At 68.1% G+C, this 13,093-nt stretch carries 13 protein-coding genes and 1 pseudogene; 10 read left to right on the top strand and 4 right to left on the bottom strand.

The genetic code is table 11. The annotated features are described in order from the left end of the window. Positions 1 to 28: 28 nt before the first annotated feature. The 3 genes from phbB to V7787_RS50430 all read left to right on the top strand — a co-directional run bounded on the left by phbB (position 29) and on the right by V7787_RS50430 (position 2,164). Entirely contained in the window at positions 29 to 769 is a 741-nt protein-coding gene (phbB, locus tag V7787_RS50440) for an acetoacetyl-CoA reductase (protein WP_336095061.1), read from the top strand. Between the two features lie 135 nt (positions 770 to 904). Beyond that, positions 905 to 1,822: a hypothetical protein gene (locus V7787_RS50435; RefSeq protein WP_336095060.1), complete on the top strand. Its 918-nt coding sequence runs from the start codon at positions 905 to 907 to the stop codon at positions 1,820 to 1,822. Between the two features lie 15 nt (positions 1,823 to 1,837). Beyond that, positions 1,838 to 2,164 (top strand): hypothetical protein, encoded by a 327-nt coding sequence (locus tag V7787_RS50430; protein WP_336095059.1) that lies wholly within the window; start codon positions 1,838 to 1,840, stop codon positions 2,162 to 2,164. A gap of 18 nt (positions 2,165 to 2,182) precedes the next feature. On the opposite strand, the gene V7787_RS50425 is transcribed toward V7787_RS50430, so the two are convergent. After that, positions 2,183 to 3,457, bottom strand: a complete 1,275-nt coding sequence (locus tag V7787_RS50425; RefSeq protein WP_336095058.1) for a flavohemoglobin expression-modulating QEGLA motif protein — start codon at positions 3,455 to 3,457, stop codon at positions 2,183 to 2,185. 186 nt (positions 3,458 to 3,643) lie between these two features. After that, positions 3,644 to 4,762: a ribosome small subunit-dependent GTPase A gene (gene rsgA, locus V7787_RS50420; RefSeq protein WP_336095057.1), complete on the bottom strand. Its 1,119-nt coding sequence runs from the start codon at positions 4,760 to 4,762 to the stop codon at positions 3,644 to 3,646. Positions 4,763 to 5,013: 251 nt separating this feature from the next. Here rsgA and V7787_RS50415 point away from each other — a divergent pair, with 251 nt between their 5' ends. The 3 genes from V7787_RS50415 to V7787_RS50405 are packed head-to-tail and all read left to right on the top strand — an operon-like array spanning position 5,014 to position 7,596. Further along, on the top strand, positions 5,014 to 6,267 hold the full coding sequence (locus V7787_RS50415; RefSeq protein ID WP_336095056.1) for a pyridoxal phosphate-dependent aminotransferase: 1,254 nt from the start codon (positions 5,014 to 5,016) through the stop codon (positions 6,265 to 6,267). 7 nt (positions 6,268 to 6,274) lie between these two features. After that, complete coding sequence (locus V7787_RS50410; RefSeq protein WP_336095055.1) at positions 6,275 to 6,898, top strand: SGNH/GDSL hydrolase family protein; 624 nt, start codon at positions 6,275 to 6,277, stop codon at positions 6,896 to 6,898. Continuing rightward, positions 6,895 to 7,596 carry a class I SAM-dependent methyltransferase gene (locus V7787_RS50405; RefSeq protein WP_336095054.1) on the top strand — a complete coding sequence of 234 codons (702 nt, stop codon included), beginning with the start codon at positions 6,895 to 6,897 and terminating at the stop codon, positions 7,594 to 7,596. Before V7787_RS50410 ends, V7787_RS50405 begins: the two co-directional genes overlap by 4 nt. Before the next feature lie 142 nt (positions 7,597 to 7,738). Here the strand turns inward: V7787_RS50405 and V7787_RS50400 are convergent, their stop codons facing one another. Then, entirely contained in the window at positions 7,739 to 8,524 is a 786-nt protein-coding gene (locus tag V7787_RS50400) for a polysaccharide deacetylase family protein (protein WP_336095053.1), read from the bottom strand. 172 nt (positions 8,525 to 8,696) lie between these two features. On the opposite strand from V7787_RS50400, the pseudogene grxD reads away from it, so the two are divergent. The 4 genes and pseudogenes from grxD to V7787_RS50380 all read left to right on the top strand — a co-directional run. Then, positions 8,697 to 8,996: pseudogene (gene grxD / locus V7787_RS50395) on the top strand (Grx4 family monothiol glutaredoxin); the annotation flags it as partial. After that, positions 8,976 to 9,623 carry a rhodanese-like domain-containing protein gene (locus V7787_RS50390; RefSeq protein WP_336095062.1) on the top strand — a complete coding sequence of 216 codons (648 nt, stop codon included), beginning with the start codon at positions 8,976 to 8,978 and terminating at the stop codon, positions 9,621 to 9,623. The pseudogene grxD and the gene V7787_RS50390, both read left to right, overlap by 21 nt. A gap of 515 nt (positions 9,624 to 10,138) precedes the next feature. After that, the gene (locus V7787_RS50385) at positions 10,139 to 10,705 is read left to right on the top strand and encodes a hypothetical protein (RefSeq protein ID WP_336095052.1); all 567 of its coding nucleotides are present in this window, start codon (positions 10,139 to 10,141) and stop codon (positions 10,703 to 10,705) included. Further along, entirely contained in the window at positions 10,702 to 12,321 is a 1,620-nt protein-coding gene (locus tag V7787_RS50380; protein ID WP_336095051.1) for an XVIPCD domain-containing protein, read from the top strand. Before V7787_RS50385 ends, V7787_RS50380 begins: the two co-directional genes overlap by 4 nt. A 111-nt stretch (positions 12,322 to 12,432) precedes the next feature. Here the strand turns inward: V7787_RS50380 and V7787_RS50375 are convergent, their stop codons facing one another. Further along, positions 12,433 to 12,990, bottom strand: a complete 558-nt coding sequence (locus V7787_RS50375) for a DUF924 family protein (RefSeq protein ID WP_336095050.1) — start codon at positions 12,988 to 12,990, stop codon at positions 12,433 to 12,435. Positions 12,991 to 13,093 lie beyond the last annotated feature (103 nt).

Here is a 13,093-nt window from a genome sequence, read left to right as displayed (position 1 = left end):
GGAAGCCAACCCACAGGAATCTGATGTCATGACTCTTCGCATCGCATACGTCACCAGCGGCATGGGCAGCCTGGGCACCGCGATCTGCCAGAAGCTCGCGCAGAGCGGCCACACCGTGGTCGCCGGCTGCGGCCCCAATTCGCCGCGCAAGGCCGGCTGGCTGCGCGAGCAGCGCGAGCTGGGCTTCGACTTCATCGCCTCGGAAGGCAACGCCGCCGACTGGGATTCCACCGTGGCCGCGTTCGCCAAGGTCAAGGCCGAGGTCGGCGAGGTCGACGTGCTGGTCAACAACGCCGGCGGCACCCGCGACGTGTTGTTCCGGCAGATGACCCGCGACGACTGGAACGCGGTGATGGCCGGCAACCTGCACACCTTGTTCAACATCACCAAGCAGGTGGTCGACGGCATGGCCGCGCGCGGTTGGGGCCGGATCGTCAACATCGGTTCGGTCAGTGCGCAGAAGGGCCAGATCGGCCAGGTCAACTACGCCACCGCCAAAGCCGCGATGCACGGCTTCACCCGCGCCCTGGCCCAGGAGTTCGCCGCGCGCGGGGTCACCGTCAACACGCTCTCGCCCGGCTATGTGGCCAGCGCGGCGATCAGCGCGTTCCCGCCCGATGTGCTCGACCGTCTGGCCGCCTCGGTGCCGGTGCGGCGGCTGGGCAAACCGGAGGAAGTGGCGAGCCTGTGCGCGTGGCTGGCCTCCGACGATGCGGCGTTCGTGACCGGCGCCGATTACGCGGTCAACGGCGGCTTGCAGATGGGCTGAGCACGACCATCGCCGCCGCTCCCCCGCGCGTGACGGCGATTGTCCGGATTGGTTCGGGCTTTACGTTCGCCCCAATGGGCGCCGCTTGGCGAAGCGGCGCGCCGACCGAACCGATCGCCGCGACAGGGGGAAAACATGTTCACGCTATGGAAGGCGCCGGCGGCGCTGGTTCTGTCCGCCGTGCTCGCGCTGAGCTCGACCGCGTGCACCACCTTGCGCGGTGCGCCCGACCCGCTGGTCAAGCCCAAGCAACTGGAAGCCAACGGCGGTTTCGCCGCCGACACCCTGGTCAAGAACCTGATCGAGTCCGGCGACGACCAGAGCGCGCGCGACACCAACATCGTCAAGCTGCTGGCGGTCTGCGACATCCGCTATGCGCAGTTCCGCAACGAGCTGGTCTCCAACCGCCGCCACACCAAGGCCACCGCCGGCGCCTTGTCGCTGCTGACCAATGTCGCCGCCAGCCTGACCGATTCGGTCGGGGTCAAGGACAACTACATCGCCCTGTCGACGTTGATCCAGGGCGGACAGACGATCTACGACCGCGACTATCTGCTCGATCGAACGCTGGACGCCTTGGTCGCGCAGATGGACGCTAACCGCACCAGCCAGCTGGTGACCATCCGCGAAGGCATGCAGCTCAGCCCCCGCCGCTATCCGGCCCAGGCCGCGCTCTCGGACGTGCTGAACTACTACCACGCCGGCACCCTCAACGGCGCCATCATCGGCGTGCAGAAATCCGCGTCGGAGCAACAGATCAAGAGCACCGAAACGCTCAGGACCATCACCGACAAGTCCACCGCGCAGATCAAGGCCTATCGCGACCAGACCACCTGGGAGAACGCCTTCGTCGACAAACTGCCCGATTCGGCGATTCCGGTGCTGTACGGCTACATCGCCGCGCAATCGCCGGTCGATCCGCTGCCGGCGGACATCGCCGGCCAGCGCCTGCAGGTGAAGTACGAGCTAGGCGAGCTGCGCGAGGAAAAGTTCGAGACCGATCCCAAGCCGATGAACGATGCCTTGATCGCCAAGTTCGGCATCACCCCCTGACCCCGGAGCATCGCCATGGCGACCCCGAAGCAAGTGAAGATTCTCGGCCGCTACGATCTAAACCAGATCGCCCGCGCCATCATGTACTGGGAAGCGAACCGCCGGGTGTTCAAGGGCAACGAGATCATCGACGAACCCGACCAGACCGAGGCGATCAAGAGCGCCAAATGCAATCGCGCGACCTTCGAGCGCCACCCCGACGCCACCTATCCCAACGACTGCAAGCTGCAGTTCGACGGCGATCCGGCCCCGGCCGATCACGAGCGCGAATGGAGCGGGGACATGATCGTCGAGGCCAAGAAAAAGAAGGTCGTGCTTTACCGCAGCAAGACCAAACCGTGATCGGCCGCGTCGGCGGTCTCAGCCGATCTCGCTGAAATCGCCCTCGGCCATCTGATCCAACCGGATCCGGTTGGCGAACAGCGAGAACGCCAGCATCCCGGCCAGACCATTGGCGCGGGTGATCCACGGCGGCATCCAGCGCGGCGGCGCCAGCACGCCTTCCTGGAACAGCGGCTCGAAGCGCTGCACATCGCCCAGGGTCATCTTGCCGGCGAACAACCACCGGCACAGGTGCAGTTTCTGTTGGCGCAAGGCCCAGCGGAAGAAGGTGTGCACGCCGACCAGACCGCGCAGGTACACCGTGTCCTTGGTGAAAGCCGCGCCGCCGCCGGTGGGCACGCCGCGGAACACGCGCTGGGCCGAGGCGAAACTGTCGGCCGGCGATTGCCCGGCGTCGATGAAGTAACGGAACACTTCGATGAAGTCGGCGCCGTCCAGCGCCATCGCCACCGCGTCGATGCGCAGGCTCAGCCGCTTCATCCGGCCGATGTCGATGCTGCCGGTGATCTGCTCGGCGAAGGTGGCCATGCCTTCCTGGGTCGCGGTGCTGCGCGGCGAGGACAGCGCCAGGCTCGGCAGCACCGGTTGTTCGCGGCCGTTGAGCGCGGTCAGCGAATGCACGAAGGCTTCGTGCTGGAGCAATTGGTGGCGGTCGTAATCGCTGAACGCCGCGCCGCTGCGCAGGCGGATGCGGGTGGCGCCGGCGGCGGCCTTGGCGATCAGGTCCGGGTCGAGCACGACATCGATCACGCGGGCGTCGAAGTAGTCGTCCAGATCGCGCTGCAGTTGCAGGCTCAGCGCGGTGGCGGAGATTTCCACGGTTTCGGCCGGCGACATCAGTTCGCGGTCGAGTTCGTTGGCGATGGAGATGAAGTGGTTGGCGGCTTCGCGCGTGCTCGGGCCCTGCCCGGGCAAGGCGGCGTCGGGCTTGCCGAACAATTGCACCGAGTAATCGGTGACCGCGGGGGTGCCCAGGCATTCCAGCAATTGCGCGGCCACGCTCCAGGAGTGCGCGGATTCGATCAGGTACTCGCCGAGCGGATGGTCGCGGTCGGCTTCGCTCGCGATCGCTTCGAGTTCGGCGCGCACTTCGCTGAAGTCGTGCTTGGCGTAATCGATCACCGGCAACACCGCGGCGCCGCGGGCGTAGTCGGCGAGGAAGGCGTGTTCCAGACCGGCCGGCCAGCTGGCCATGGTCAGCAGTTTGATGCCGCGCGCGGCGCGGACCATGCGCGCGTCCAGGGCGGCGTGGTGTTGGATGTCCGGGCGCAGGTCGGAGCTTGGGGCGCTCATGCGGTGGCCTGGGGAAGTGGGTGACGCGGGGAAAGCGGCAAAAGCGAATCCCCCCTGCCCCCCTTTTTCAAAGGGGGGAGGCGACCTGGGAAGTGAGTCGCGCGCACCGACGCCCGCTCCTGCTGTTCCCCCCTTTGAAAAAGGGGGGCAGGGGGGATTTGCTCCACCCCGCACGACTCCACCCGCTCAATGCCGCCCATACTTATCGTCCAGCCGCTTGTTGTAGGCCTTGCCGATCACCTTGTCGCTGGCGTTCTGCGCACGCCGCGTAGCCAGCTTGTTGGCCGCCCCTGCGACTTCCTCGCGCAGCTTCAGATAGTTGGCGAACCGCTGCCGATCCAGCTTGCCGCTTTCGATCGCCTCGCGCACCGCGCAGCCGGGTTCGCGGTTGTGCGAACAATCGCGGAACTTGCACTGCTCGGCCAAGGCCTCGACATCGCTGAAGTTCTCGCCGATGTCTTCCTCGCCGGTCGGCTTGAGCTCGCGCATCCCCGGCGTATCGATCAGGCACGCGCCCGACGGCAACGGAATCAGCGCGCGATGGGTGGTGGTATGACGGCCGCGCGCGTCGCTCTCGCGCACCGCGCCGGTCTTCATCCGCTCGATGCCGAGCAGGCTGTTGGTCAGGGTCGATTTGCCGGCACCGGAAGAACCGACCAAGACCACCGTGCGTCCGGGCTGCACCCACGGCGCCATCGCCTCGACGCTGCCGTCGCGGTCGCGCGCGTTGACCGCGCGGATCGCCACGCCCTGGGCCAGTTCGGCCAGGCTGGCGATCGCCGCTTCGATCGCGTTGGGGTCGGCGGCGACGGCTTCGTCGGCCTTGGTCAGCACGATCACCGGCTCGGCGCCGCCGCGCACCAGCAACAGGTAGCGCTCGATCCGGCGCGGATTGAAATCCGCGTCCAGCCCGCACACCACGAACACCGTGTCGATGTTGGCGGCGATCAACTGCTGCTTGTAGTGCTCGCCAGCGGCGCCGCGCTTGATCGCGCTGTGCCGCGGCAGCAGCACCACGACCTTGTCGCGGGTGCCGCTGGATTCGATCAGCAACCAATCGCCGACCCCGGGCCGCTGCTCCGGCGGGAACCGCGGGCGTTGCCACTCGGGCAGCGAATCGACCGGGAACGCGCGGTCGGGGCCGTCGCTGACCACATAACCGCTGCGATGCTGCTCGGCCACCCGCACCGGCCGGGCCTGCGGGTGCGCCGCCAACAGCTCGCGCCAGACCGGATCGGCCGGGACCGGGTCGGCGGCCGTGATCGGCCAACCGATCGCCTGCAAGGCGGCGAGTTCGGGAGTCAAAGGCGCGGGCGCGGGTCGGTCATGGCGCGATTCTACATAGCCCGCGCGCGGGTTTTTGCCGGCCCGTGATTCGTTCAGGCGGGCGCGCGGGGCCGATGCGGCGGATCGGGCGAACGCGCGGCCGATCCCCGAATCGTGGCCGCCGCCGCACTGCAGCCCGGCAAAACCGGGCTTTTCCGCCGCCGCTGGGCTGATTCCGCGGACCGATTCAGCTAGTCTGAAGGCCCATTCCTCGACTCGATCCCGCAGCGATGTCTCTTCCGCCCCTGAAAACCCGCGAACGCCTGTCCGAAGTCCGTTACGAAATCCGCGGTGAACTGGCCCGGCGAGCTCGCGAGTTGGAGGCCCAGGGACGCAAGCAGATCAAGCTCAACATCGGCAATCCCGGCGCGTTCGGTTTCCGCGCCCCGGAACACCTGCAGCGCGCCATCGCCGATCACATCGCCGATACCGATCCCTACACCCACCAGCAGGGCCTGCCGGCCGCGCGCGAGGCCATCGCCGCGTTTCACAAGCAGCGCGGCACACCCAACGCGTCGCCGGAGCGGGTGTTCGTCGGCAACGGCGTCAGCGAACTGATCGACCTGTCGCTGCGCGCGCTGCTGAACCCGGGCGACGAAGTGCTGCTGCCCTCGCCCGACTACCCGCTGTGGTCGGCCGCGACCATCCTCAACGACGGCCGCCCGGTGTATTACCGCTGCCAGCCGGAGAACGGCTTCCTGCCCGACCCGGACGAGATCGAACAACTGGTCTCCAGCCGCACCCGCGCGATCGTGCTGATCAACCCCAACAACCCGACCGGCGCGGCCTACCCGCGCGAGTTGATCGAACGCATCGTCGCCATCGCCGCCAAGCACAAGCTGCTGCTGATGTGCGATGAAATCTACGACTCCATCCTCTACGACGGCGCCCAGTTCACTCCGGTCGCGCCGATCGCCGGAGAACTGCCCTGCCTGAGCTTCGGCGGCCTGTCCAAGGTCCACCGCGCCTGCGGCTGGCGGGTGGGTTGGGCGGTGCTGTCGGGCGATCCGGTCGCCAGCGGCGATTTCCACCACGCCATGGACCTGCTCGGCGCGCTGCGCCTGTGCGCCAACGTGCCCGGCCAGTTCGCCATCGAAGCCGCGCTCAACGGCACCGACACCATCACCCCGCTGTGCGAACCGGGCGGCCGCCTGTATGAAGCGCGCCGTGCGGTGATCGAATCGGTGCAGGCCAGCCAGCACCTGGAGCTGGTGGTGCCGGCCGGCGCGCTGTACGCGTTCCCGGCGGTGACCGGCGCGGCCGCGCACGGCTTCGACGATCACAAGTTCGCGCTGGAACTGCTGGAAACCGAGGACGTGCTGGTGGTTCCGGGTTCCAGCTTCAACGTGCCCTACCGCAATCACTTCCGGGTGACCCTGCTGCCGGAGCCGGCGCAGGTGCGCGAAGTGTTCGGCCGGATCGAGCGCGTGCTCGACCGCTACGCCGCGCGCGGCCAGAGCCAGCGCGCGGCCGCCGTGGCCTGAGGCCGCGATGGCGCTGACCTACCTCGCCCTCGGCGACAGCTACACCATCGGCGAAGCGGTGCCCGAAGCCGGCCGCTGGCCGGTGCAGTTGGCGGTGCAGTTGCGCGAGCACGGCATCGCCGTGGCCGCGCCGCGGATCATCGCCACCACCGGCTGGACCACCGATGAGCTGGCGCTGGCGCTGGACCTGGCCGAACCGCTGGGCCAGTGGGATTTCGTCAGCCTGCTGATCGGCGTCAACAACCAGTACCGCGGCCGCAGCGCGGTGCAGTACGCGGCCGAGTTCCGCGAACTGCTGGAACGCGCGATCGGCTACGCCCATGGCCGCGCCGACCGGGTGCTGGTGTTGTCGATTCCCGATTGGGGCGCCACCCCGTTCGGCGCCACCGACAAACGCGGCTCGGCGGCGATCGGCGCCGAACTGGACGTGTTCAACATCAGCGCCGGCGAAATCTGCGCGCGCCACGGCGTGGCCTTCGTCGATATCGCGCCGGTCTCGCGCGAGCGCGCCAGCGATCCGCAGATGCTGGCCGAAGACGGCCTGCATCCGTCGGCGGCGATGTACGCGCAATGGACCGCGCTGGCTTTGCCGGTGGCGCGCGAATTGCTGCAAGACGCGGCGGCGCGATGAACGCCGTCGGCGACGCGGCGCGGCCGCTGCCGCCCGAGCGCGCGCAAGCCATCGCGCGCGCGTTCTTGCCCGCGCATCCGCTGGGCAACCGCTGGGACTACTACTACAGCCGGGTCAAGCTCGGCAGCGACCCGCTGTATCCGGGCGTGCTGCAAGCCTTGCGCGGCTGCCGCGCGCCGCTGCTGGACCTGGGCTGCGGCCTGGGCCTGCTGGCGCACGCGCTGCGCCTGGACGGGCAGACCATGACCTATCGCGGCGTCGACAGCGATGCGGCCAAGATCGGCCGCGGCGTGCGCGCGGCCGCGCGCGCCGGGCTGGACGCGCAGTTCCAGACCATGGACCTGGCGCGCGAACTGCCGCGCCATCGCGGCAGCGTGGTGATTCTCGACGTGCTGCAATTCATTCCGTTCGCGCAGCAGGAGCGGGTGATCGACGCGATGATCGCGATGCTCACGCCCGGCGCGCGGCTGGTGATCCGCACCGGCCTGGACGACGGCACCCGGCGCGCGCGCATCACCGTGCTGGTCGACAAGCTCTCGCGCTTGTGGGGCTGGATGAACGCGATGCCGCGCTACTACCCCGACGCCGACGCGCTGCGCGCGCGGTTGGCGGCGGCGGGTTTGCAGGTGGAGTTCACGCCGTTGTATGGGCGTACGCCGTTCAACAATTGGCGGATCGTGGCGGTGCGGGCGGAATAGGGATTGCCGGTTGCGTCGTAGTTGGTTTGGTGCGGTCGAAGCTTGTGACCAAAGGAAATCCCGTAGGGACGCAGCGCCTACAGGTAGTTTCCGCACGACGGCCGCTGTAGGAGCTGCGCAAGCTGCGACCGCGAAAATCCGGCTACGGCGCCACCGTCGGCACCACGCAGCGATACCCCAACTCGCGCAACCGCCGCAGCAGCACCGCCATGGTCTCGACATTGCGCCCGTGCCTCGCGCCTTCGTGCATCAGCACGATCGCGCCCGGCGCCAGGCCGCGTTCGACCCGCGCCACCACCGTCGCCGGATCGGCGGCGACCGCGTCGAAGCCGCGCGCGCTCCACGCCACCCGCGCCAGACCGCAGTCGCGCAGCCAGCGCGCGGTGAACGGGTTGGCCATGCCGACCACGGCGCGGAACCACTGCAAACGATAGCCCGGCAGCAATTCGCGCAAGGTCCGGTCGGCGTCGACGATCTGCCGGCGCATCGCGCCCGGGCCCAGCCGCCAGAACGCGGCCGAAGGATGGTCGGCGCTGTGATGGCCGATGCCGTGGCCGCGCTGGACGATCTGCCGCAGCAACTCCGGCCGCGCCCGCGCGCGTTCGGCGACGACAAAGAAAGTCGCGCGCGCGCCGTGCGCATCGAGCAGGTCCAGCATCGCCGCGGTGTCCTCCGACGGACCGTCGTCGATGGTCAGCCACACCTCGCGCTCGCGCGTCGGCAGCCGGGTCAGCACCGGGCTGAACAAACGCGAGCGCGGCCACAACGTGCCCCAGAACATGACCGCGTGGCTCAGCAGCAACGCCGTCAGGCCGATCCGCCAGCCCAGCCACAACCACAGCCCGAGCACCAGCGCCTGCGAGGCCGCGAACAGCCACAGCCAGGCCAACGGACGGCGCGGCGGGCGGTGGACGGCGACAGGGTTCATGCGGTCGGGGGTCTCTGAGTGGGGAGCGCGTCGCCGCGCGGGCGTATCGGCCCATTCGGCCAGCCCGGGCGGCGACAGAACCGGCCCGGCCGCGGCGAAGCGACCCGCATCCTACCTTGCGAGGGCGCGCCGCCGCCCCCATGTGGGCCTCATTCCCGCCAGACAGACCGTCATGTCCCTCGATCCCGCCCTGCGTTCGCGCATCGAAACCCTGCTCCAGTCCAACCGCGTCGTGCTGTTCATGAAGGGCGCGCCGAACGCGCCGCAATGCGGTTTCTCGGCCAAGGCCTCCGGCGCGCTGAACGCGCTGCTGCCGCAGGGCTACGCCCACGTCGACGTGCTGGCCGATCCGGAGATCCGCGAAGGCATCAAGGCCTACGGCGAGTGGCCGACGATCCCGCAGCTGTACATCGACGGCGATCTGGTCGGCGGCAGCGACATCATCGAGCAGATGGCCGGCAGCGGCGAACTGCATCAGGCGCTGGGCCTGCCGGCGCCGGACCGCAGCCCGCCCAAGCTCAGCATCAGCCCGGCCGCGGCGCAGATGCTGCGCGACGCGGTCGCCAACGCCGGCGACAACTACGCGGTACAGCTGGAAGTCGATGCGCGCCATAACGTGCGCCTGCAGTTGGCGCCGGTCGACGCCAACGCGGTGGCGACCGAAGTCGAAGGCGTGCGCGTGCAGACCGACTGGATCAACGCCCGCCGCGCCGACGGCGTGTCGATCGACTGGGCCGACGATGAGCGCGGCCGCGGTCTGGTCATCACCAACCCCAACGCGCCGCCGGCGGTGCGGGCGATGACGCCAGCGCAGGCGCGCGAACGCCTCGGCGCGGGTTCGCTGCGGCTGATCGACGTGCGTCCGCCGGAAGAGCGCGCGATCGCCCAGATCGGTCAGGCCTTCGACACCTTCGATCACGGCACCGACGCGCTGGAATCCCTGCCCAAGGACGCGCCGCTCGCGTTCCTGTGCCACCACGGCGGGCGCAGCGCGCAGGCCGCGGAGCATTTCCGCCAGTTGGGTTATCGCGAGGTCTACAACGTCGAAGGCGGCATCGATGCCTGGGCCGATCTGGACGGCGCCATCGCCAAGTACTGAACCCGGATTGCGCCGGTGCCGAAGCCGCGTCCCCCAGGGGCGCGGCTTTGTCGTTTGTGGGGCGGATCATCGCGACGCGGCGGAACGCAGCGCGCCTGCAAGCTCTCCCAGGCAGGCCGCGGCAACGAGTTCAGACCGTTTTTTGCGCCTGCCGTTGCAACTTGCCACCCTCGGACGGCCCGAGGATACTCGGCCCAGGACGCGCCCGAGTCGGCGCGATGAGCCCGCCATGGATTCAGGACGAATCGCCTCCGGTTTGCGCCAGACCGCCTCGCCGCCTGCGAGCCCGGCCCGCCCTGCCGCATTCGCTGCCGCGCCGCGCGCCCGCGCCGCCGGCCGCTCCTTCTCCCGCTGTCGCCGCCCGTCCTCGCCGCTACGGCCTTGGTTCGTACCGCTCAGGTCCGCCCCACGGTCGGCGCGTTCGATGGGGCGTCCGCCGGCGCCGGCCACGCTGCCCTGAGACCTCCCGCATGCCGCCCGCGAAGTCCCTATTTCTTGCCTCATTGGTGACCTTGATGACCGTTTCGACCGCCGCCTGCCAACAACCGGTTCCGTTGCCGGAAATCAAACTCAATCCCAATCCGAAGCATAAGTACGAAGTGGTCATGACGATCCGCGACGTACCGCGGCCGTTCGAGAAGATCGCCGGAAACCTGCAATTCGACGTTCCGCGCGACAAAGATGCCTGCATCCCGCTCGACCAGACCCGTGCGCTGGGAGGAGTCCGCAACCGTCCCACCAAGGACATCCCGCTGGAGCTGCGCAAAGTATCGGACACCGAGTACCGCGGGGTTTTCTTCACCGACATGATTTTGGAAGAGGACTACTACGGGCTCGGCGTCTGCCCGTGGGAGTTGACCGCGGTGGGCGTGAAGTTGTTCGCCAAGCCCGCGGTGTTTTCAACCGGCACGTGGCAAGAAGCGATCTTGAGCGGCGACGAGCAAGTGACGTTCGCGCAGAAATCGCTGTTCGATCTCTCGCCCGAACCGATCGATTTCCACCCGATGACGCTCGCTGGCGAACATTTCCCGACCGCCAGCGATTTCCAAGTCAATTTCCAATCAAGGAAGATTGAAAAATGAGCCTGCCCAGCCGCTCTTATGCTGCCCTGGCCGACGACTCCTATCAAAATCGCGCCGCCGACCCTTCGAAAAAAGAAAGAATCGGCGACCGCGACTACATGATCCTGGACACCACATCGCATATCAGCGGCTACCAAGGCACGATCTACCGGGACATGAAATCCGGTGAAATCATCGTCGCCCACCGCGGCTCGGAAGGCGGACTGAATCAAGTCGTACAAGACTGGGTTGGCGGCAACGGCAACATGGTGTTCAACCGCACCAATCCTCAGATCGGACCCGCATCGGCACTTACCGAAAGAGCGCTCGAACTGGCCAAGCGCTTCCCCGTCGACGGCCACCCCGCGCAAGTCTCGGTGACCGGCCACTCGCAAGGCGGCACGCTGGCCCAGGCCACCGCGGCCAAGTACGGCCTGCACGGCGAGACCTTCAACGCCTACGGCGCGGCCAGCCTCAATCTGGACCTGCCCAAGGGCGCCAAGCTCGACATCGTCAACCACGTGCGCGCCACCGACATCGTCAGCGCCGCCAGCAAGCACCTGGGCGAGGTGCGCGTGTACGCGATCGACAAGGACGTCAAGGACCTGCTGGCGGACAAGCAGGATCCGCGCACCCAAGGCATCGGCGGATTCGTCGCCGACATCCGCAAGGTCGGCTTCGATCCGCACAGCGTCACCCAGTTCTACAAGCAGAACGACATCTCCGGGCCGCCGCTGCTCAGCGACGCCAACCGCCAGACCTACGGCAAGAACAAGGACATGTTCGACTCGTTCCGCCACGACATCTACCAGATGCGCGCGGTCATCACCAACGGCAAGGACCTGTCGGACTGGAAGCTGCCCAAGGAGCCCGGCGCGGGCATGCCCGACGTGCTCAAGCGCGAAATCCAGCACCGTTACGACGACGCCAAGGAAGGCCTGCAGCAGGGCTACGACAAGGCCAAGCAAGGCGTGCAGCACGGTTACGAAAAAGCCAAACAGGGCGTCGAGGACGGCTACGAAAAGGCCAAGCAGGGCGTGCAGGACGGCTACGATCGAGCCAAGCAGGGCGTGCACCACGGCTACGAGAAAGCCAAGCAGGGCGCGCACGACGCCGGCGAGCGCATCCAGGAAGCCGGCGACCGCGTGCGCGGCGCGGTCAAGGACGGCTGGGACCGCTTGCAGAACAGCATTCCGCGGATCAACTTCCCGGGCATCTCGGCCAACGACTCGCGCGCCGCGCCGCTGCTCAGCGATCCGGGCCACTCGCACAACCCGATGTTCAACAAGGCCCTGGCCGGCATGCACGAGATCGACGCGCGCCACGGCCGCCCTTCCGACGACGCGACCACGCGCGCGGCCGGCGCGCTGACCGCGGCCGCGGTCAACGCCAACTTCAAGGACATCAACAAGGTGGTGCTCGGCACCGACGCCAAGAATCTGTTCGCGGTGGAGGGCGATCACCGCTCGGTGCATCACAACGCCGTGGCCGTGCCGACCACCGTGGCGATGCAGCAACCGCTGGCCGAAAGCACTCAGGCGGTCGACCGCAGCGCGCAGGCGCAATCGACGCAACGCGATCAGCAACTGGCGATGCAGCAGAACGAAACCGCGCGGCCGGCGCGCTCGATGGGTTGAGTTTTCCGGCGCGGCGGCGGCGCGATTTCGCCGGTTGCGCCACCGACCGGAACGGCCGCGACCTCACCGTCGCGGCCGTTCTGGTTTTCACCGATGCCCCGGCTGGCGGAATCAGCCCTTGAAGCCGCCGCCGTCGAGATAGATTTGTTCCTCGGCCGTGGTCGCGCGCCCGAGCGCGGCGTTGCGGTGCGGGAAGCGGCCGAAGCGCTCGATGATCTGCTGATGCTGCACCGCCCATTGCGCGGCGTCGTTGCCGTCGGCGTCCGCCGGCAGCGCGCGATGCAGTTCGACCGAGCGCGCCTGGTCGGCGGGGTCTTCGGAATGCTCCAGCGGCAGATAGAAGAACGCGCGCAAGGCCGGTTCGATGCGTTGGTCGTGCCCCAGTTCCAGCGCGCGCCGCGCGTAGTGCCGCGCCAGCGGATCGGTGGCGTAGGAATGCGCGCTGCCGCGGAACACGTTGCGCGGGATCTGATCGAGCAGGATCAACAAGGCCAGCGCCGACTCGGCATCGCGCTCGACCCAATCGTCGTGCTCGCGCCGGGCCGCGGCATGATGGGCTTCGAGAAAGCCGCTGCGGCATTGCTGGTCGAACTGGTCGTTGCGGTCGAACCAGCGGCTGGGACCGGCGTTGCGCCAGAAATCGACTACGCCCTTTGCGGTGATGGACATGCGGGGCTCGCTTCGACAAGGTGGCGGGCACAGTAACAAACCGGGTGCGAAGGCGTCTTGTACGGATGCGGCGTCCGTGTTGTCGCGGTCGCTGCCTGTAGGA

Source organism: Pseudomonas sp. CGJS7 (genome assembly GCF_036961695.1).
The sequence above is the reverse complement of the archived record's forward strand: the minus strand, read 5'-3'. Positions and strand labels throughout refer to the sequence as shown.

Coding starts and splice junctions, on each gene's coding strand:
- phbB (WP_336095061.1), top strand. CDS start 29: ATGACTCTTCGCATCGCATACGTCACCAGCGGCATGGGCAGCCTGGGC.
- V7787_RS50435 (WP_336095060.1), top strand. CDS start 905: ATGTTCACGCTATGGAAGGCGCCGGCGGCGCTGGTTCTGTCCGCCGTG.
- V7787_RS50430 (WP_336095059.1), top strand. CDS start 1,838: ATGGCGACCCCGAAGCAAGTGAAGATTCTCGGCCGCTACGATCTAAAC.
- V7787_RS50425 (WP_336095058.1), bottom strand. CDS start 3,457: ATGAGCGCCCCAAGCTCCGACCTGCGCCCGGACATCCAACACCACGCC.
- V7787_RS50415 (WP_336095056.1), top strand. CDS start 5,014: ATGTCTCTTCCGCCCCTGAAAACCCGCGAACGCCTGTCCGAAGTCCGT.
- V7787_RS50410 (WP_336095055.1), top strand. CDS start 6,275: ATGGCGCTGACCTACCTCGCCCTCGGCGACAGCTACACCATCGGCGAA.
- V7787_RS50405 (WP_336095054.1), top strand. CDS start 6,895: ATGAACGCCGTCGGCGACGCGGCGCGGCCGCTGCCGCCCGAGCGCGCG.
- V7787_RS50400 (WP_336095053.1), bottom strand. CDS start 8,524: ATGAACCCTGTCGCCGTCCACCGCCCGCCGCGCCGTCCGTTGGCCTGG.
- V7787_RS50390 (WP_336095062.1), top strand. CDS start 8,976: ATGGCCGGCAGCGGCGAACTGCATCAGGCGCTGGGCCTGCCGGCGCCG.
- V7787_RS50385 (WP_336095052.1), top strand. CDS start 10,139: ATGACCGTTTCGACCGCCGCCTGCCAACAACCGGTTCCGTTGCCGGAA.
- V7787_RS50380 (WP_336095051.1), top strand. CDS start 10,702: ATGAGCCTGCCCAGCCGCTCTTATGCTGCCCTGGCCGACGACTCCTAT.
- V7787_RS50375 (WP_336095050.1), bottom strand. CDS start 12,990: ATGTCCATCACCGCAAAGGGCGTAGTCGATTTCTGGCGCAACGCCGGT.